This is a genomic window from Mesorhizobium sp. WSM4989 (assembly GCF_029625795.1).
Taxonomy (GTDB): Bacteria; Pseudomonadota; Alphaproteobacteria; order Rhizobiales; family Rhizobiaceae; genus Mesorhizobium.
Window position 1 is genome coordinate 963,451 of sequence record NZ_JARTVN010000002.1, and the last position, 17,946, is coordinate 981,396.

Annotated in this window: 16 protein-coding genes and 4 pseudogenes; 16 read left to right on the forward strand and 4 right to left on the reverse strand. The window is 63.6% G+C overall.

The genetic code is table 11. The annotated features are described in order from the left end of the window. Position 1 precedes the first annotated feature (1 nt). The 13 genes and pseudogenes from P9217_RS17405 to P9217_RS30430 form a co-directional block, all read left to right on the forward strand. The gene (locus P9217_RS17405) at positions 2-904 is read left to right on the forward strand and encodes a LysR family transcriptional regulator (RefSeq protein WP_278087351.1); all 903 of its coding nucleotides are present in this window, start codon (positions 2-4) and stop codon (positions 902-904) included. 297 nt (positions 905-1,201) lie between these two features. Further along, on the forward strand, positions 1,202-1,927 hold the full coding sequence (locus P9217_RS17410) for a GntR family transcriptional regulator (RefSeq protein WP_278087352.1): 726 nt from the start codon (positions 1,202-1,204) through the stop codon (positions 1,925-1,927). 2 nt (positions 1,928-1,929) lie between these two features. Continuing rightward, positions 1,930-2,961 carry an ADP-ribosylglycohydrolase family protein gene (locus P9217_RS17415; protein WP_278087353.1) on the forward strand — a complete coding sequence of 344 codons (1,032 nt, stop codon included), beginning with the start codon at positions 1,930-1,932 and terminating at the stop codon, positions 2,959-2,961. Beyond that, a complete protein-coding gene (locus P9217_RS17420; RefSeq protein WP_278087354.1) occupies positions 2,961-3,935 on the forward strand; it encodes a PfkB family carbohydrate kinase in 975 nt (324 codons plus the stop codon). The genes P9217_RS17415 and P9217_RS17420 overlap by 1 nt, the downstream gene beginning before the upstream one ends. A 40-nt stretch (positions 3,936-3,975) precedes the next feature. Further along, positions 3,976-5,040: an ABC transporter substrate-binding protein gene (locus P9217_RS17425; RefSeq protein ID WP_278087355.1), complete on the forward strand. Its 1,065-nt coding sequence runs from the start codon at positions 3,976-3,978 to the stop codon at positions 5,038-5,040. Positions 5,041-5,068: 28 nt separating this feature from the next. After that, on the forward strand, positions 5,069-5,938 hold the full coding sequence (locus P9217_RS17430) for an ABC transporter permease (protein ID WP_278087356.1): 870 nt from the start codon (positions 5,069-5,071) through the stop codon (positions 5,936-5,938). Further along, entirely contained in the window at positions 5,938-6,726 is a 789-nt protein-coding gene (locus tag P9217_RS17435) for an ABC transporter permease (RefSeq protein ID WP_278087357.1), read from the forward strand. Before P9217_RS17430 ends, P9217_RS17435 begins: the two co-directional genes overlap by 1 nt. Next, on the forward strand, positions 6,726-7,790 hold the full coding sequence (locus tag P9217_RS17440; protein WP_278087358.1) for an ABC transporter ATP-binding protein: 1,065 nt from the start codon (positions 6,726-6,728) through the stop codon (positions 7,788-7,790). The genes P9217_RS17435 and P9217_RS17440 overlap by 1 nt, the downstream gene beginning before the upstream one ends. 95 nt (positions 7,791-7,885) lie before the next feature. Then, positions 7,886-8,998, forward strand: coding sequence for a Gfo/Idh/MocA family oxidoreductase (locus P9217_RS17445; protein WP_278054268.1), 1,113 nt, complete (start codon positions 7,886-7,888; stop codon positions 8,996-8,998). A gap of 26 nt (positions 8,999-9,024) precedes the next feature. Beyond that, positions 9,025-9,939: a sugar phosphate isomerase/epimerase gene (locus P9217_RS17450; RefSeq protein ID WP_278087359.1), complete on the forward strand. Its 915-nt coding sequence runs from the start codon at positions 9,025-9,027 to the stop codon at positions 9,937-9,939. A gap of 5 nt (positions 9,940-9,944) precedes the next feature. Beyond that, entirely contained in the window at positions 9,945-11,039 is a 1,095-nt protein-coding gene (locus P9217_RS17455) for a fatty acid desaturase family protein (protein WP_278087410.1), read from the forward strand. Positions 11,040-11,086: 47 nt separating this feature from the next. After that, positions 11,087-11,401, forward strand: coding sequence for a MocE family 2Fe-2S type ferredoxin (locus P9217_RS17460; RefSeq protein ID WP_067328880.1), 315 nt, complete (start codon positions 11,087-11,089; stop codon positions 11,399-11,401). Between the two features lie 3 nt (positions 11,402-11,404). Then, a pseudogene (locus P9217_RS30430) lies at positions 11,405-11,542 on the forward strand (3-methyl-2-oxobutanoate hydroxymethyltransferase); the annotation flags it as partial. Between the two features lie 101 nt (positions 11,543-11,643). On the opposite strand, the gene P9217_RS17465 reads toward P9217_RS30430, so the two are convergent. After that, a complete protein-coding gene (locus tag P9217_RS17465) occupies positions 11,644-12,624 on the reverse strand; it encodes a glycosyltransferase (protein ID WP_278087360.1) in 981 nt (326 codons plus the stop codon). A 203-nt stretch (positions 12,625-12,827) separates the two neighbouring features. Next, positions 12,828-14,010 (reverse strand): annotated as a pseudogene (locus tag P9217_RS17470) (aromatic amino acid lyase); the annotation flags it as partial. 3 nt (positions 14,011-14,013) lie between these two features. Between P9217_RS17470 and P9217_RS17475 the strand changes: the two are divergent. Continuing rightward, positions 14,014-14,346 (forward strand): annotated as a pseudogene (locus P9217_RS17475) (MFS transporter); the annotation flags it as partial. 5 nt (positions 14,347-14,351) lie between these two features. Next, positions 14,352-14,453: pseudogene (locus P9217_RS17480) on the forward strand (amidohydrolase); the annotation flags it as partial. 123 nt (positions 14,454-14,576) lie between these two features. Here the strand turns inward: P9217_RS17480 and P9217_RS17485 are convergent. Beyond that, positions 14,577-15,575: an ABC transporter permease gene (locus P9217_RS17485; protein ID WP_278087361.1), complete on the reverse strand. Its 999-nt coding sequence runs from the start codon at positions 15,573-15,575 to the stop codon at positions 14,577-14,579. A gap of 41 nt (positions 15,576-15,616) precedes the next feature. Continuing rightward, positions 15,617-16,360, reverse strand: a complete 744-nt coding sequence (locus P9217_RS17490; RefSeq protein WP_066992363.1) for an ATP-binding cassette domain-containing protein — start codon at positions 16,358-16,360, stop codon at positions 15,617-15,619. Positions 16,361-16,811: 451 nt separating this feature from the next. Here P9217_RS17490 and P9217_RS17495 point away from each other — a divergent pair, with 451 nt between their 5' ends. Further along, on the forward strand, positions 16,812-17,801 hold the full coding sequence (locus tag P9217_RS17495) for a sugar-binding protein (RefSeq protein ID WP_066992270.1): 990 nt from the start codon (positions 16,812-16,814) through the stop codon (positions 17,799-17,801). Positions 17,802-17,946: the final 145 nt, after the last annotated feature.

The following is a 17,946-nucleotide window of genomic DNA, read 5'->3' on the forward strand; positions in this document are numbered from 1 at the left end:
GATGGACTTCAAACGGCTGAGCTATTTCCTGGCAGTGGCCGAAGAACTTCATTTCGGCCGCGCATCAGCGCGGCTCGGAATTGCTCAGCCTCCATTAAGCCGACAGATCGCCCAGTTCGAAAGGGAGATCGGCGCGGCCCTGTTCGACCGCAGCCGCAGCCAGATTCGGCTCACCCAGGCAGGCGAATTGCTGCTGGAGCGGGCAAGGGAAATCCTCGAACGCGTCGACCAGACGGAACGTGAGGTGATGCGGATCGGGCAGGGTGTCGCGGGACGCCTGCGGATCGCGTTCGTCGGAACGGCAACCTTCGGTGTTCTGCCCAACATCATCAGGGCTTTCCGCGCCGCGCATCCGGATATCGAACTGGCGCTTTCGGCCATGAACAATGCCGAGTTGAGACGAGCCCTGATCCAGCGGGAAATCGACATTGCGGTGGCGCGCCCGTCGATCGAAGACGCGGAGGTCAAATCCGAAACGCTCATGAAGGAACCGCTCGTGCTGGCGCTTCCCGACAGCTATGCCAATCGTGAACAACCATTCCATCTCGCAGATTTCAAGAATGCTACTTTCGTCCTCTTTCCGCGGCGCCCACGGCCAAGTTACGCGGACTATGTGCTCGACGTATGCAAGGTCGACGGCTTTGTTCCTGCCGTGCAGGTCATGGCCCAGGACTATCTTACAGCGATGAGCCTGGTTTCGGTTGGCGTCGGCATCTCGGTCGTGCCAGCATCGGTCAGTGAAAATCAGCGGCCCGGCATTGTCTATCGGAAATACGAAGGCCACAATCCGGGAACCGAGCTTTCACTCAACTATCGACGAGACAACCGCTCGCCGCATTTGTTCGGCTTTCTTGAATTGGCTCGGAAAATAGCGCGGGCTTCGCATTCGGGTCCGCCGGTCTGAATACGTCGCCTCGGTAATGCGATGATTGCGGACATGGCCGAAGTGGAACTGGTTTAGCTCAAGGCGTCGCCGCCTCGGCTTACGCCACCCGCGGCGTCTCGCGTTGCAGTTTGAGCAGGTTGCCGGCACTGCTGGACACGATTGCCACGCGCCTTTGCGGGTTCCACGCACCTTCTGCGACGCCGGCACAACAACAGGCAGGCGAGAGGAGCGCGACGGTCGTAACAACGACATTGACTCGCCGGTCCAAATCCAATATTGAACAGGATTATACAGGTTCATTGAACAGGTATTGATATGGCCCGTCGCGCGATGCAGCTCACCCCCGGCACGGGCAAGCCCGAGCAGATCGCGACGGTTCTGGAGCACGAGATCCGCTCCGGCGTGCTCGGCTTCGGCGACCGCCTGCAGAGCGAGAACGAGCTCGTTCAGCGCTTCTCCGTCAGCCGCAACACGGTCCGCAAGGGGCTGGAGGAGCTTTCCAATCGCGGACTGATCACCACCAAGGTCGGCATCGGCTCCTTCGTCACCTTCGACGGCATGCCGGTCGATGATGCGATCGGCTGGTCGCGCGCGCTTGCCAATGCCGGCGCCAATGCCGAGACCCGGACTCTGAGGCTCGAGGTCATCGAGGACGCCCAACTCGCTGCGAAACTGGGTGTCGAAAACCCGTCCTTCATCGCCGTCGACCGCGTGCGCACCAACGCGGACGACGGTCACGCGATCTCGATCGAGCGCAGCCGCCTGCCGCTGTCGCCCGAGTTGGAAGAGGTACCGCTGCGCGGGCTTCGGGAAGGCTCGCTGCACCAGACTTTGCGCGGCGCAGGGCTGGTGCCCGACCATGGCGAGGAGTGGGTCGACATCGAGATGCTGAGCGCCGCGGATGCCGCCATCCTCGACTGCGCGCCGGGCACGCCTTTCCTCAGGACGCGGCGGTTGACGCGCGCCGCCGACGGGCGCGCCATCGAATTCGTCACCAGCCTGCTCAACCCGGCGCATTTCGCGCTGCATCTGGAATTTTGAGCATGGGCGCGGCGGATATGATGGATCGGGCAATGGGCGCGCTCATCGGCGGCGCGCTGGGCGATGCGCTGGGCATGCCGACGCAGCTTCTGTCACCCGCCCGCATCGCCGAGCTCTACGGTCATGTCAAGGATTTCGTCGCGCCCGCCGCCGACCACCCGGTGTCGAAGGGGCTGCCGGCAGGCGCCATTACCGACGACACCGAGCAAGCGCTGCTGCTTGGCCGCATCCTAGTCAGCTCCGGCGATCGCTTCGACCATGAGCGCTGGGTCAACGCGCTGCTCGATTGGGAGCGGGACGTGAAGGCGCGCGGCAGCTACGACCTGCTTGGCCCATCGACCAAGCGCGCCATCGATGCGATCAATGAGGGCGTGCCGGCGGAAGAGGCGGGACGCGGCGGCGACACCAATGGCGCTGCCATGCGCATCGCGCCTGTCGGCATCATGATGCCGCCGGAGCCGCTCGACGCGCTGGTCGCCAAGGTGGCCGAAACCTGCCGGGCCACGCATAACACTTCGATCGCCATCGCCTCCGCTGCCGCCGTCGCTGCTGTCGTCAGTCTCGGCGTTTCGGGCGGCGACTGGCGCGCCGCATCCGGCCATGCCGTCGCAGCGGCGAGACTTGGCGCCGCGCTCGGCCATTGGATGACCGGCGGCGATATCGCTGCGCGCATCCTCTGGGCGCAGGAGCTGGTTCGCGGCAAGACCGAGAACGACGCAATCAGGCTTATCGTCGACCTGGTCGGCACCGGCGTCGCCAGCCAGGAATCGGTGCCGGCGGCATTCGCGGTGCTGGAGGTGGCGCAAGGCGATGCATGGCGGGCAGCCGTCATTGCCGCCAATCTCGGTGGTGACACCGACACGATCGGCGCCATCGCCGCCGGCATGGCGGGCGCGTGCTCGGGCTTGTCGGGGCTGCCGCAGGATCGGATCGCCGGGCTCACCGGCATCGACCTTGCGGAAGTCCGCACGCTGACCAGCGATCTCGTCGCGGCGCGGGCGGCAAAGGCCGGCTCCGGCAAGGAGGTTGCCTGATGAGCGGACGGCTTGTCAATGTCGGCAGCGCGGTGGTCGACTATGTCTACCGCATCGACGCCTTGCCGGCTCCCGGCACGGAAAAGACCGCGTCGAGCTACGCGCGGGTCGCCGGCGGCGGCTTCAACATGATGGTCGCGGCGAGCCGCACCGGCATGAAGGTGGTGTTCGGCGGGCAGCTCGGCACAGGGCCTGACGGCGATTTCCTGCGGGCGGCATTTGCTGCCGAAGGCATCGAGACTCTGACGCCGCCGTCACTATTGATGGACAGCGGCAATTGCGTCGCCATGATCAGCAGCGACGCCGAGCGTACCTTCGTCTCGTGGCCGGGTGCCGAAAGCATGCTCACGCCGGACATGTTGATGCCTGTCCAAGTCATTCCGGGCGATTGGATTTTCACCTCCGGCTACACGCTGAGCTATCCCGGCAGCCGCGATGCGCTCGCCGGCTGGATCGAGTCGCTGCCTGCGGACATCCCATTCGTCTTTGACCCGACGCCGGTGATCGCGGAGATTCCGCGGCCGATCCTGGACAGGGTGTTGGCGCGCACCACTTGGCTGAGCTGCAACGCGGATGAGGCCGCCGAAATCGCCGGCGCCGGCGACGCGCAGACCGTCGCCGTCCGCTTGCTCGCGGCGCATTGCTCCAAGGCTCAAGGCGTGGTCATCCGGGCCGGCGCGCGTGGCTGCCTGGTGCGGCTGGCAGAAGGCGGCACGCGCGCGATCCCCGGCTTCGCGGTCAACGCCGTCGACACCAATGGTGCCGGCGACACGCATATCGGCGCGTTCGTCAGCGCATTGTCGCGCGGCCTGTCGGCTTGCGAAGCGGCCCGCTACGCGAACTCCGCCGCGGCCCTTTCCGTCACGCGTCATGGCGGCTCGTCAGCGCCGACGGACACAGAAATCCGGGAATTCCTCGCCCTTCACGATCAAGCGGTGACCGCGCATGGCGAGGAGCAAGAGGCCACAACTTAACAAGCCCGCAAAGCGGGCAAGCAATGAGAGGAAAACAAACATGCGCATGCCCAGACTGACTGCTTTTGTGACGGCGACCGCCGTCTTGGTTTCCGCGTTCACGCTGGCCGCCCAGGCCGCCGAAGAAGTGCATGTGCTGAACTGGAAGGGCTACGGCGCCGACGAGCCGTGGGCCGTCGCCAATTTCGAAAAGGCGACCGGCTTCAAGGTGGTCAACGACTTCTTCAATTCCGAGCAAGAGATGCTGACGAAGCTGAGGACCAATCCCGGCCTCTACGACGTCGTCATGATCAACGCCGCCTTCAACGACCAGGCGATGGCCGGCAAGCTGATCCAGCCGATCGACACATCGAAGCTCTCCAACTATGCCGACATCGCCAAGGACAAGGCCGGCTCGCCGATGCTGAACCATGACGGCAAGGTCTATGGCGTGCCGTGGGTCTGGGGCCTGACCGCGCTCGCCATCAACGAAAAATCCTTCGACAAGCCGCCGACGAGCATCGCCGAGATGTGGGATCCGGCGCATCAGGGCCGTGTCGTCATCCGCGACGACGCCGTCGAAGCGGTGCAGTTCGGCGCCATCGCTTCGGGGCAGAACATCAACGACATCAAGGACCTGGAGGCGGTCAAGGCGAAGCTCACCTCGCTGATGCCGCAGATCAAGACCTTCTGGAGCTCGGAGAACGACTGGAACCAGATGGTCGCCTCCAACCAGATCGACATCGGCACCTATTGGAGCGGCTCGGCCGATCGCGCCAAGACGCATTTCAAGCTGCCGGTCTCGCTGGTCATCCCGCAGGAAGGCGCAGTCGCCTGGCTCGACGCCTTCTCGATTCCGGCCGGCTCGAAGAACGTCGCCGGCGCCGAAGCCTTCATCAACTACATGATCGACCCCAAATTCTATGTCGAATGGGTCACCAAGGTCGGCGCGCCGGTCTCGGCCAACACCAAGGCGGTCGAGGCTCTCCCCGAGGACGCCTTCAACCGCAAGGTCATGGGCAGCCCGGAGGTCGCCAAGCGCATCCAGTTCCAGGCGCCGGTCACCGACGAACAGCGCGAGAAATACCTGGCGCTGTGGCAGGAGCTGAAGGTCAACGTGAAGTAGTTGGCGTCTTTCGGGGAGGAGAGGCATCATGGCTGAGCAGCTCGCGACCGGCTCGCGCCGCGGACTGAAGCCCGCTTTGCCGCTTCTCCTTCCCGCCTATCTGTGGCTGACGGTGGCGATCTTCCTGCCGCTGTCGGCCATGGCGTTCTTCTCCTTCATGACAGACCTACCGCTGGCAGGGAAGGAATGGGCCTTCACGCTCGGCAACTACGCCGCCTTCTTCTCGCAAAGCCTCTACGCGACACTGCTGTTCGCCTCCTTGCGGCTCGGGCTCGAGGTCACGCTGTGGTGCGTGGTCATCGGCTATCCGGCGGCGTATGTGCTGGCGAAGGTGCTCAAGGGCCGAAGCCGCGAAGCGATCTTCCTGCTCGTCATCCTGCCCTTCTGGTCGAACGGGCTGGTACGCATCTTCTCCTGGGCGATGGTGCTGCGCGAGGGCGGCATCCTCGACACGGCGCTCAACGCCGTGCTGCCGTTCAAGATCAACATCGACCTGATGTATTCCTATCCTGCCGTCATCATCGGCCTGGTGCACTCCTACGTGCCCTACATGGTGCTTACCTGCTACCTCACCCTGCAGGCGATCGACGACTCGCTGATCGAGGCAGGGCGCTCGCTCGGCGCCTCGCGGCGGCAGGTGCTTTGGCGGGTGATCATCCCGCTGTCGATGCCTGGCCTGATCGCGGGTGCGGCGCTGATATTCGTGCCGGTCGTTGGCTCCTTCATGGAGCCGCGCATCCTCGGCGGCCGCACCGGAACCTTCTACGGCACCGTCATCGAGGACCAGTTCGTCGCCGTCTTCAACTGGCCGCTGGGGGCGGCGCTCTCCTTCATCCTGCTCGCCGTCGTGCTGATCATCCTGGCGCTGGCGGCGCCGGTGTTGCGGAGGGCTGGCTGATGGCGACGACGCGCATCCTGGAATGGCTTGGCCGCTTCTACATCGTCCTGCTGCTCGCCTTTCTCTATCTGCCGATCATCATCATGGCGGTGATGTCGTTCAACGCATCGCCCTTCTACCAGCTGCCGTTCGAGTGGACGACGGACTGGTATTCTTCGCTCTGGCAGAACGACCAGCTGATCGCGGCGACCTGGAACAGCATCGAGATCGCGGTCATCACCACCGTCATCTCGACCGTGCTCGGCTCGATGGCGTCGCTGGCGCTCTATCGCTACGAGTTTCGCGGCAAGAAGCTCCTGCAGGCGCTGCTCTTCCCACCGATCGCCATTCCGTGGCTGATCACCGGCACGGCGATGCTGATCTTCTTCTTCGGCATCGGCATCGGCCGCGGGCTGATGGCGATCCTGCTCGGACACGTCGCGCTGGCGCTGCCTTATGTGATAGTCGTCGTGTCAGCCCGGCTGCAGACCTTCGCGCCGGAGCTGGAGGAGGCTGCTCGCTCGCTTGGCGCCAACCAGTGGCAGGTCACCAACCGCGTGGCGCTGCCCTGGATCATGCCCGGCGTGATCGCCGGCGGACTGTTCGCCTTCGCCGTCTCCTTCGATCAGTTCGTGGTCTCGTACTTCCTGTCGACGCCCGGCCAGACGACGCTGCCGGTCGAAATCTACGCCGCGATCCGCAAGGGCTTCACGCCCGAGATCAATGCGGTGTCGACGATCATCATCGTCGTGTCCATGGCGCTGATGCTGCTCACGGCGCGCTTCTTCAAATTCGGCGGAGAGAAATAATGGCCGGCGTCCAGGTAGCGAACGTCTCCCGCAGCTTTGGCGCGCACAAGGCGCTGGACGACGTCTCGATCGATTTTCCCGACGGCGGCTTCTACGCGCTGCTCGGGCCTTCGGGCAGCGGCAAGACCACGCTGCTGCGCCAGATCGCCGGCTTCGACTTTCCCGACGCGGGCCGCATTGCCATCGGCGGCGAAAGCGTCGAGCGCGTGCCGGTGGAAAGGCGCCGCATCGGCATGGTGTTCCAGAACTACGCGCTCTTTCCCAATATGAGCGTCGCCGACAATGTCGCTTTCGGCCTTTCGGTGCGCGGCGAGCCGAAGGCGACGGTCGCTACGGAAGTGCAGCGGGCGCTGGATCTCGTCCAACTCGGCAAGCTCGGCGGCCGGCGGCCGCACCAGCTCTCGGGCGGCCAGCGGCAGCGTGTGGCGCTGGCGCGCGCCATCGTCACCAAGCCGCGCGTGCTTTTGCTCGACGAGCCGCTCGGCGCGCTCGACAAGGCGCTGCGCGTTGACATGCAGATCGAGCTGAAGCGCATCCAGCGCGAGATCGGCATCACCACCATCTTCGTCACCCACGACCAGGAAGAGGCGCTGACGATGAGCGACCGCATCGGCATATTGCGCGACGGCCGACTGGTGCAGGAGGGGCCGCCCGAGGAGATCTACGACAGGCCGCAAAGCGAGTTCGCCGCGACCTTCCTCGGCGACGCCAACATCTTTCGCGGCGATGCGACCGGCAACGGCATCAGGCTGCCCGACGGTACAGCAATCGCCGCTGCGTCGGGTGCGTCTCTCTCGGCCGGCGCCAAGGCGAGCTGCGCCGTGCGGCCCGAGCGCATCCAGATTTCAACCGGCTCTGCAACGTCCGAGGCGGGATATGCCAACACGGTCAGGGGCCAGGTTTCAAAACGCATCTTCGCCGGCAACAACAGCACCTATTTCGTCGACCGCGATGGACAGACGGTGAAGGTCATTGTCCAGAACACCGGCGCCGAGCGGCTGGCCGAAGGCCAAGAAGTGATGCTCAGCTGGTCGCCGGAGAGCACGGTGCTGATCGCCGCGTAAGCCGGATCCACCGGTCCCTGATGGGAAATGATGGCGCGGCCCTTGGCTGACCGCCTGATCCTGGCGTTAAATCCAGTCCTCGACGGGAGGAATGGATGGCGAGCATGGATTTCGAGCCGGACGTGAAAGTCCGAGTCAAGGAGTACCGGATCGGCTGCATCGGCGCCGGCATGATCATGGCCGAGTGCCATCTCGCCGCCTACGCGCAAGCCGGCTTTCCGGTGGTGGCGATCGCCTCACGAACCAGGACGAATGCCGAAAAGGTCGCCGGCCGCTGGGGCATTCCGACCGTCTGCGATACGCCGGAGCGGCTGATCGAAGACAGCCGCGTCGAGATCGTCGACCTTGCCTTCCCGCCGGACCAGCAGCCCGCGCTGATCCGCCATGCACTGAACCAGCCGCACATCAAGGCGATTCTGGCGCAGAAGCCGCTGGCGCTCTCGGTCGAGGAAGCGGTGAAGCTGCGCGACGAGGCGGCGGCCTCCGGCAAGATCCTCTCGGTCAACCAGAACATGCGCTACGACCAGTCGATGCGCGTCTTGAAGCAGATCATCGATAGCGGCGCGCTGGGCGAGATCGTCTTCGCCGAGATCGACATGCATGCCATCCCGCACTGGCAAACCTTCCTCGCCGGATATGACCGGCTGACGCTCGCCAATATGAGTGTGCACCACCTCGACGTGCTGCGCTTCCTGTTCGGCGACCCTGACGAAATCACGACGCTGACGCGCAGGGATCCGCGCACCAAGTTCGAACATTCCGACGGCATCACCGTTTCGACGCTGCGCTTTCCCTCCGGCGTGCTCGCGGTGTCGCTGGAGGACGTCTGGTCCGGCCCGCGTCAGGAAGGCTATTCCGACGACCAGCATATCGACTGGCGCGTCGATGGCACCAAGGGTGTCGCCAAGGGCACGATCGGTTGGCCGAAGGGCGTCGCCTCGACGCTGACCTACGCCTCGACAGAGACGACCGGCGGCAAATGGGTCAGCCCGAGCTGGGAGACGATGTGGTTTCCGCATGCCTTCATCGGCGTCATGGAGCAGCTGCAATATGCGCTCAAGACCGGCACGCCGCCGGCGCTTTCCGTTGCCGACAACGTCAACACCATGGCGCTGGTGGAGGCCGGTTACCGGTCGATAGCAGAGGGCCGCACCGTCAGGCTGTCCGAAATCCCTGTCGACCGGGCGACTAAGAAACGGGGCAATTGAATCGCTTATCGGGAGGACTTCACCTCATGATGCAGGCAGGTATCTTCACAGGCTATTTTCCGTATGAGCTCGAGGAGGTCGCCAGGCGCATCCGGGCGCTCGATTTCAACACCGTGCAGCTCGACCTGCATTTCAAGGATATCGACCTCTCGGCCGGACAGATCACCAGGGACAAGGCGAGGCGGGTGCGCGATACGTTCCGCGACCACAACCTGCCGGTTTGCTGCGTGTCCGGCTACACGAACATCATCCACCCGGACAGGGCCGAGCGCGAGCGGCGGCTTGCCTATCTGAAGGAGATCATCCGGAACGCGCGCGATTTCGGCTCGCCTTACGTGATCTCGGAAACCGGCACCTACAACACCGAATCCGACTGGGTGCATCATCCGAAGAACAAGACCGAGGAAGGTTTTGAGGAGTGCCGCAAGGTGATCTCGGATCTTGCCCAGACCGCCTACGAGCACGGCGCGGTGTTCCTGCTCGAAACCTACGTCAACAACGTTGTCGGCTCGGTCGAGGAGACGGTCAGGATGTTCGCTCAGGTCGATCATCCCGGCCTCGGCCTGTTGATCGACCCGACGAACTATTTCGAGGCGCACAACATCGACCGCATGGATCAAGTGCTGAACCAGGTGTTCGACACGCTGACGGACAAGATCAAAATCGCGCATGCCAAGGACGTGAAGCGTTCGGGCGGCGACAAGACGGAGAAGCATGCCGATATCGGCGACGCGGAGGCGCATGAGGGGCTGACCTTCCGCGGCGTCGGCGAGATCGAACTGCCGGCGCCGGGGCTCGGCGTGCTGAATTACGATCTCTATCTCAAGCGTCTCAGCGAAAAGCACCCGAACATCCCGGTAATCATCGAGCATCTCGACGAGGAGGACGTGCCGCGCGCCAAGAAATTCCTCGACGGGAAATTCCGCGCCAACGGGCTTTAATGACGATGACGACCACCGGTACGAAGCGCGACTACAGCCTTGTCGGCGAGAGCACGCGGCTTGCGATAGAGACCGGACTTGCATCGGCCGAGTGGTACCACACCGACGTGCCGCGGAAGGTGATGAAGGAGCTGATGCAGCGTTGCGACGGGCCGGCGATCCGCGATAGCGTCATCTGGATCTCGGCGATCCTGGGCTCAGCCGCCGGCATTGTCTGGTTCTGGGGCACGTGGTGGGTCGTGTCATTCATGTTCGTCTATGGCGTGCTCTATGGCTCGTCGAGCGACTCGCGCTGGCACGAATGCGGGCACGGCACCGCGTTTCGCACGCGCTGGATGAACGATGTCGTTTATCACATCGCCTCGTTCATGCTGATGCGCAACCCGGTGCAGTGGCGCTGGAGCCATGCCCGTCACCACACCGACACGATCATTGTCGGCCGCGATGCCGAGATCGCCGTTATGCGGCCCCCGGACCTCATCAAAGCTGCGCTCGCCTTCACGGGCATTCTCGACTTCCGCTATTCGCTGCCCACGCTGGTGCGCCAGGCCTTCGGCAAGCTGTCGGACGACGAGAAGAGCTACATTCCGGAGATGGAGCAGCACAAGGCGGTGATCGCGGCGCGCTGGCACATCGCGGTATACGTCGCGACGATCGCTGTCGCGATCGCGCTTAGGTCATGGATACCGCTGGTGCTGATCGGCTTGCCGCGGCTCTACGGCACCTGGCACATGGTGACGACCGGCCTGCTGCAGCATATCGGGCTGGCCGACAACGTCACCGACCATCGGCTCAACACGCGCTCGGTTTATATGAACCCGATCAGCCGGTTCATCTACTGGAACATGAACTACCATGTGGAGCATCACATGTTCCCGATGGTGCCCTATCATGCGCTGCCCAGGCTGCATGAGTTGATCAAGCACGATTTGCCGGAGCCGAACCCGTCGATGTGGCATGCCTATCGCGAGGTCTGGCCGGTGCTGGTCAGGCAGCTGAAATACGAGGACTACTTCCTCAAGCGCGAATTGCCGCCGACGGCCAAGCCCTATCGCGGCGAATTCCACGATCTCGACATAACGGCTGCGGCTGCCGAATAAAGTCGGGGCGCGCGGCAGTTGCGCGAACCCAATCAGGAGAGGACAAGATGCCGGAGTGGGTCGAAGCGTGCGCGGTGGGCGACGTGGACGAGGAGGACGTGATCCGCTTCGACCATGGCGGCCGCACCTTCGCGATCTACCGCTCGCCTGACGACGAGTTCTTCGCCACCGACGGTTTCTGCACGCATGAAAAGGCGCACCTGGCCGACGGGCTGGTGATGGACGACATCATCGAATGCCCGAAGCATAATGGCCGTTTCAACTATAAGACCGGCCAGGCCAAGGGCGCGCCGGTCTGCGTCAACCTCAAAACCTATCCGGTCAAGGTCGAGGCCGGCAAGGTGATGATCGATATCGGCTGAAGGCAAGCGGAGCGCATCGCGGCGTTCTCGGAAAATGTCGGCGACGTCAACAGCGGCGCCTATCCGGAAGACCGGCACATCGTGCATATGGATCCAGACGAGCTCAGGCGTTTCATGAAGAAAGTGGACGCAAGAGCCTGAACGGGCACTGCGATGGGTCTGCCTGGTTCGCCGCCAAGTGCGGCAGGTATAGGGCCGGCCTCGCGGCCCGAGCCGGTAAGCTCTCGTCGAGAGATCGGCGCCTATTTCCGTGCCTTGACCACGCCCATCAGGACCTCCGGATAGGTTGCGGCCATCATCCCCTGATCGGCCTGCGCGGCAAAGATGGCGCTGCACCGTTCGGCGTTGAAGCGGAAACGGCGTCTGTATTTTTCCTTATTGAGAATAATCCCGGAGAGGCCGTCGAATTTGCGGAGCAATCGCTTGCGCAGACCTCTCGTCCAGAGCGGACGCTTGAACCGATCGAGCCAGGGCGTATCTTTCGCCAGGTTGCGATAGATCGCCATCGCGGCGAGTTCCACTCCTTCGGGGCTTGGCCACCACGGCTTTCCAAAGGTGAAATGACGCGCGAAGGCTCTACTGAAGGGTATCTGGCTGGAATAGTTGGTCTGCAGATTCCAGAGCGGATGCATCGTTTGCCAGCGTCCGGCAAACGCTATGTTGAGCGCTCCCTGATCGAGCTTCGGTACGCGCCGCAGCGCCAGTTCGCGCGCCCGCTCCAAGAGCCCCTCGGCGCGGATCATTGGCATGTTCAGCACCAGTATGCCGGCGTTGAAATGCGATGAGCCGGGCTCCATCTCAAGAGACTCACCGCAGCTCGGATCGAAATAGGTCTGTTCGTCATGGGCCGCCAAGAGTGGGGCATTCAGTTCAACATCGGCCAAGTCGGTGATCGACCGGTTGAAGATAACATCGGTGTCCACATAGACGAGCCTGTCGTAGGGCTCGAATACCGCCAGCTTGTCGGCAAGCAGGCGAATGTAGGTTGCTACGCTGAGGTGACCGGGATCGAAATCGAATTCCTTCATGAGATCGGACACGTCGACGATCTTGACGGCAGCCCCGAGCAATCGGTCCGCGACCGGCAAATCCTCAGTTCCGGCGCCGATATGAAGGATGAAACCGTCGATAGGCGCAGATACGTCCAGTATGCGCCGCGCGCCCAGAACAGCGTATGGGAAATTTTTTGCGTCTGCCGCCAAGACGAAGCAGGAACGATGCAATTGAGCCACCCCTTATATGCCCTTGGCTCTTCATATCCGAACTCATCGTGCAACCCAAGAGGGTGCCGAGGGCGCCGTCCGGCGGGCCCATAAGCGGCGGAGCCCGGCCATCCGATTCGGTGCGAGCGGCCAGTTGGCCTGAGGGTTGGCTTGGGCGGGTGGTGATCTCGATCGTCCGCAACGATGCGGTGCCCTGATCTCGTTTAGTCGAGCAGTATTTGGTGCACCGCAGGGAGCCAATACCCGTCGGCGAGCACCGCATGGAGCGCATCGGCATGGGATCCGAGCGGCCGGTCTTCCTTAAGCGTCGGCACATGGGCGCGGACGGCCGCGTGGATCGCGCTGGTGGCCGGCGCAAGTGTCAGACCTTCGCGAAGATCGACGGCCTGTGCGGCGGCCATAAGCTCCAGGGCGATCAGCCGCCGCCACAGTACGATCATCTCGACGCATTTGGCGACGGCGAGGGGAGTCTGCGTCGCATGATCCTCAACACCTTCGGACACGGGCAGGAAGTCGAGCATCACCGGATTGGCCTTGTGGCGGATGGCGGCCAGGATCGCCGTCACCGTCTTCTGCAGCGGCACGAAGCCGGCGGACGCGCCGCCGATTGGCGACAGATATTTCGGCAAGCCGTGGCGGGTTGAGCCGGTGAGCTGGATGAAGCGCGCGGCCGACGCCGCCGCGCATTGCGCAATCGCCAGACCTAGCGTCTCGAAGGCGAGCGACAGCGAGGCGGTGTGGAAATTGCCGGTCGACAGCACGAGTGAGTCGTTGGCGAGCACCAGCGGGTTGTCGGCGGACGCGTTGAGCTCGATCTCGACCGTGAGCCGGGCATGGTCGATCGCCTGGATGAGCGCGCCGTGGATCGAGGGCATGCAGCGGATCGACAGCGGATCCTGAAGGGTGGTCGGCGCGGGCGTCCCGTCGCGGGTGAGCAGGTCGCGCAACGCCTTTGCCGCTACCTGCTGGCAGGCGGCCGGCCGCGCCAGATGCAGGCGCGGGTCAAGGATGGTGCGGTTGGCCCCGAACGCTTCCATGGTGAGCGCGCCGGCCTGCTCCTGCTGTTCGAGTGCCGACAGCGCGTCGACGAGCGCCAGCGCGCCGGCGCCGGTAGAAACCGCGGAAGCGTTGATCAGCGACAGACCATCCTTCGGTGCCAGGCTGACTGGCGCAAGCCGCGCCATCATCAGCGCCTTTGCCGAAGGCATGCGCCTGCCCTGATAGTCGGCATCGGCCTTCGCCGATCAGCGTGTGGGCTATCGCGGTCATCAGCACAAGGTCGCCGGCGCCGATCGAGCCCAGCGACGGCATCACCGGATGGATGCCGGCGTTGAGCAGATCGACCAGCGCGGTGAGGACATGCGGCGACAGGCCGGAGCCGCCGGCTGGGTCGCGTTGATGCTGGTCGCCGGTCTGACGCGCTCGATGCAGTTCACGGCGCTCAACACGCTTGCCTTCGCGGATATCGGCGCGCCGCAGCGCAGCTCGGCCGCGACTTTGTCCAGCATGCTGCAGCAGGTGGCGATGCTGTTTGGCGTGGCCGTGGCCGCGGCGATCCTCAACCTGTCGCAGATCGTGCGCAGTGGCGCGGCGCCCAACCTAATAGACTTCAGGATCGCCTTTTTCGTGATCGGCCTGATCGGGCTGGTGGCAGCGCTGCGCTTTCTGGTCCTTCCGGCCCATGCGGGTGCAGAGGTCTCAGGCCATACCGGGCGGGACTGAAATGGGCTTGGAAGGCCGGCCTGCGCACGCCCGCGGCGGCACCGAACTTCTACGGCAAACTGTCGGGGCTCGGCACTTTTGTGCATCGCAATGACCCGGAGCTCATCGCCTCTGGCCCCGTCAAGGCGTGGAGGAATGACGACCGCTCCGCACCGACCAGCTGGGCGGATTTTCAGACTGAGCAGGGGTCTCCCCTTCTCCACAAGAAGGGAGAAGGGAAGGTTGGCTCTCTAATCGCTGCGCCTAAAATTACGGATGCGGTCGAACAGCACCGCCAGGATGATCGCGCCCCCGATGAAAGTGCCTTGCCAAAAGGCGTTGATGCCGAGCAGGCCGAGGCTGTTGCGGATGACCTCGATCAGGGCGGCGCCGACGATGGCGCCGAACGCGGTGCCGACGCCGCCGGCGAGGTCGGCGCCGCCGATGACGGTCGCGGCAATCACCTGCAGCTCCATGCCGTTGCCGAGATTGGTGGTGACGGCGCCGAGCCAGCCGGTCTGGATGATGCCGGCGAGACCGGCCGAGAGCGCCGAGATCATGTAGACTGCGACCTTGATCTGGCGCACCGGAACACCGGTCAGTGTGGCCGCATGCTCATTGCCGCCGATGGCGAAGATATGCCGGCCGAACTTGGTCCAGCGCAGGATGAAGCCGGTGATCAACGCCAAAAGGATCATATAAAGCACCGGATTGGCGATGCCGAACACCCAGGCGCCGCCGCCCAGCGCCAGCAGCTTGTCGTGGTCCGGCCCGAACTGGAAGACGACGGTGTTGTTGGAGGCGACCATGGCGAGGCTGCGCGCCACCGACAGCATGCCGAGCGTCACCACGAAGGGTGGGAAACCGAGATAGGCGATGAGCACCCCGTTGAAGGCGCCGATGGCTAAAGCGGTGATGATCGAGGCCAGGATGCCGATTTCGATCGAATAACCGGCATGCATGGTGACGGCCAGCACCATCGAGCACAGGCACAGCACCGAGCCGACCGACAGGTCGATGCCGCCGGTGATGATGACGAAGGTCATGCCGAGCGCCACGATGGCGACGAAGGTGATGTTGCGGGTGATGTTGAAGAGGTTCTTCTGCGTGGCGAAAGCGTCGGTCGCGAAGGACAGGAACAGGCAGGCGAGGATAACCGCGATCACCACCCAGAAGGTCTGGTTGGCAAAGAGCCGTGAGAAGAATGTGTGCTGCTTCTGCGCGATCGTCTGGTCAAGGGTGACTGCCATTATCGACCTTTCCTGAGGCGTTGGACGCCTGATCCACGCGATTACGCAACCTGTTCGATGGCGCCGGTGATCAGCCCGGTGACTTCCTCGGGCGAGCTCGAGGCGATCTTCTTGTCGGCGACTTTCCTGCCGCGCCGCATGACGATGACGCGGTCGGCGACATCGAAGACGTCGGGCATGCGGTGGCTGATCAGCACCACGGCGATGCCCTGGTCACGCAGATGGCGGATCAGGTTCAGCACCTCCGCGACCTGTCTCACCGAGATCGCCGCCGTCGGCTCGTCCATCAGCACGATCTTGGCTTGCGACAGCATGGTGCGGGCGATCGCCACCGCCTGGCGCTGGCCGCCAGACATCTGCTTGACGAGGTCGCGCGGCCGCGTCTCGGATTTCAGTTCGGCAAAGAGCTGGCCGGCGCGCTTGTACATCGCGGCGTAGTCGAGAATGCGGAAGGGGCCGATGCCGCGGCGCAGTTCCCGGCCGAGATAGACATTGGCGGCAGCCGTCAGATTGTTGCAAAGCGCCAGGTCCTGATGGACGATCTCGATGCCGTGCTGGCGGGCCTCGGCCGGCTTGTGCAGGATCAGCTCCTTGCCGTCCATGTGCATCGTGCCGTGACTGGGGCGGAAATTGCCGGCGATCATCTTGACCAGCGTCGACTTGCCGGCGCCGTTGTCGCCCATCAGGCCGACGACCTCGCCGGCCTCGAGCGTGAACGAGACGTCGTTCACCGCCTGGATGGCGCCGAAGTGCTTCGAGATGTTGGCGAGTTCGAGAACCGACACCAGCCTTAAGCCTCCCCGTTTTCGTCCCTCGACTGCCTTGCCATAATTGCCGGCGCCGCAGGGGCCTCGCGCCTCCAACTCCTCCCGAGCAGGTGCGATAGACTCATTTAGGCAAATGCGGCCATGGGCGTCAATCAATTGTCGGGCGATTAATTTCGAGTCCCGTTGAAAAATCGGTTTTGTAGGACAAATAGCAATTGACGTTGGCAGCGAGCCGTTATTAGCTAGCATTGGAGGAAGAATTTTTCCGTCGCGAAATCGCTGCTCGGCGTGACGCGGTGGGCGAGATTCAGGATCCGGCCGGCGCCCATTCGAGCTGGAACGGATCGGCAAATGCTTGTCGGCCCGGCTTGAGACACGAACTTTCGAGCCTATTCCGCGTGTTGCTTGCATCCGGGCCGATCGGTGTGGCGGGCACGTCGTGTCCGTCTGTTTTCAAGGGAGGACTGATATGAGGAAATCACTTTTGCTCGCCGCCGTCGCCGCAATGGCGCTGGGCGCCGGGCCGGCTTTGGCCAAGAAACAGCTCGTCATTGTCGTAAAGGGCCTCGACAACCCTTTCTTCGAAGCCATCCATCAGGGCTGCGAGAAGTGGAACAAGGAGAACGCCAGCTCCGAATATGAATGCTTCTACACCGGCCCGGCATCGACCTCGGACGAGGCCGGCGAAGCCCAGATCGTGCAGGACATGCTGAGCAAGCCGGACACGGCCGCGATGGCGATCTCGCCGTCCAACGCGCCGCTGATCGCGCAGACGATCAAGAGCGCCAATCCGTCGATCCCGATCATGACGGTCGATGCCGATCTTGCCAAGGAAGACGCCGCGCTTCGCAAGACCTATCTCGGCACCGACAACTATCTGATGGGCAAGCGGATCGGCGAATACATCAAGAAGGCCAAGCCGAATGGCGGCACGATCTGCACGATCGAGGGCAATCCGGCCGCCGACAACATCCTGCGCCGCGCGCAGGGCATGCGCGATGCGCTGTCGGGCAAGGAAGGCCTGCCGGCGCTCGCCGGCGAAGGCGGCTGGACGGAAGTGGCGGGTTGCCCGGTGTTCACCAATGACGACGGCGCCAAGGGCGTGCAGGCGATGACAGACATCCTGGCCGCCAATCCGAAGCTCGACGCTTTCGGCATCATGGGCGGCTGGCCGCTGTTCGGCGCTCCGCAGCCCTATCGCGACCTGTTCAAGCCGATGGCCGACAAGATCGCCAAGAACGAGTTCGTCATCGGCGCCGCCGACACGATCGGCGACGAGGTGGCTATCGCCAGGGAGGGCCTTGTGACCGCACTGGTCGGCCAGCGGCCGTTCGAAATGGGCTACAAGGCGCCGTCGGTAATGCTCGACCTCATCCAGGGCAAGAAGGTTGACGATCCGGTCTTCACCGGCCTCGACGAATGCACCAAGGATACGGTCGACACCTGCATCCAGAAGTAGGCTTCGATCCCCGGGGCGCCCTTCGAAGGGCGCCCCTCCATCTTTCGCCAGGACTATGGGCGCGGCCTTGCCGGGGCGGCGGAGCCAAGAGTTTTTGCGCCAGAATTTTCTTATCCGGCAGAGTTTTTGCGGGCGTCTTGGAGCC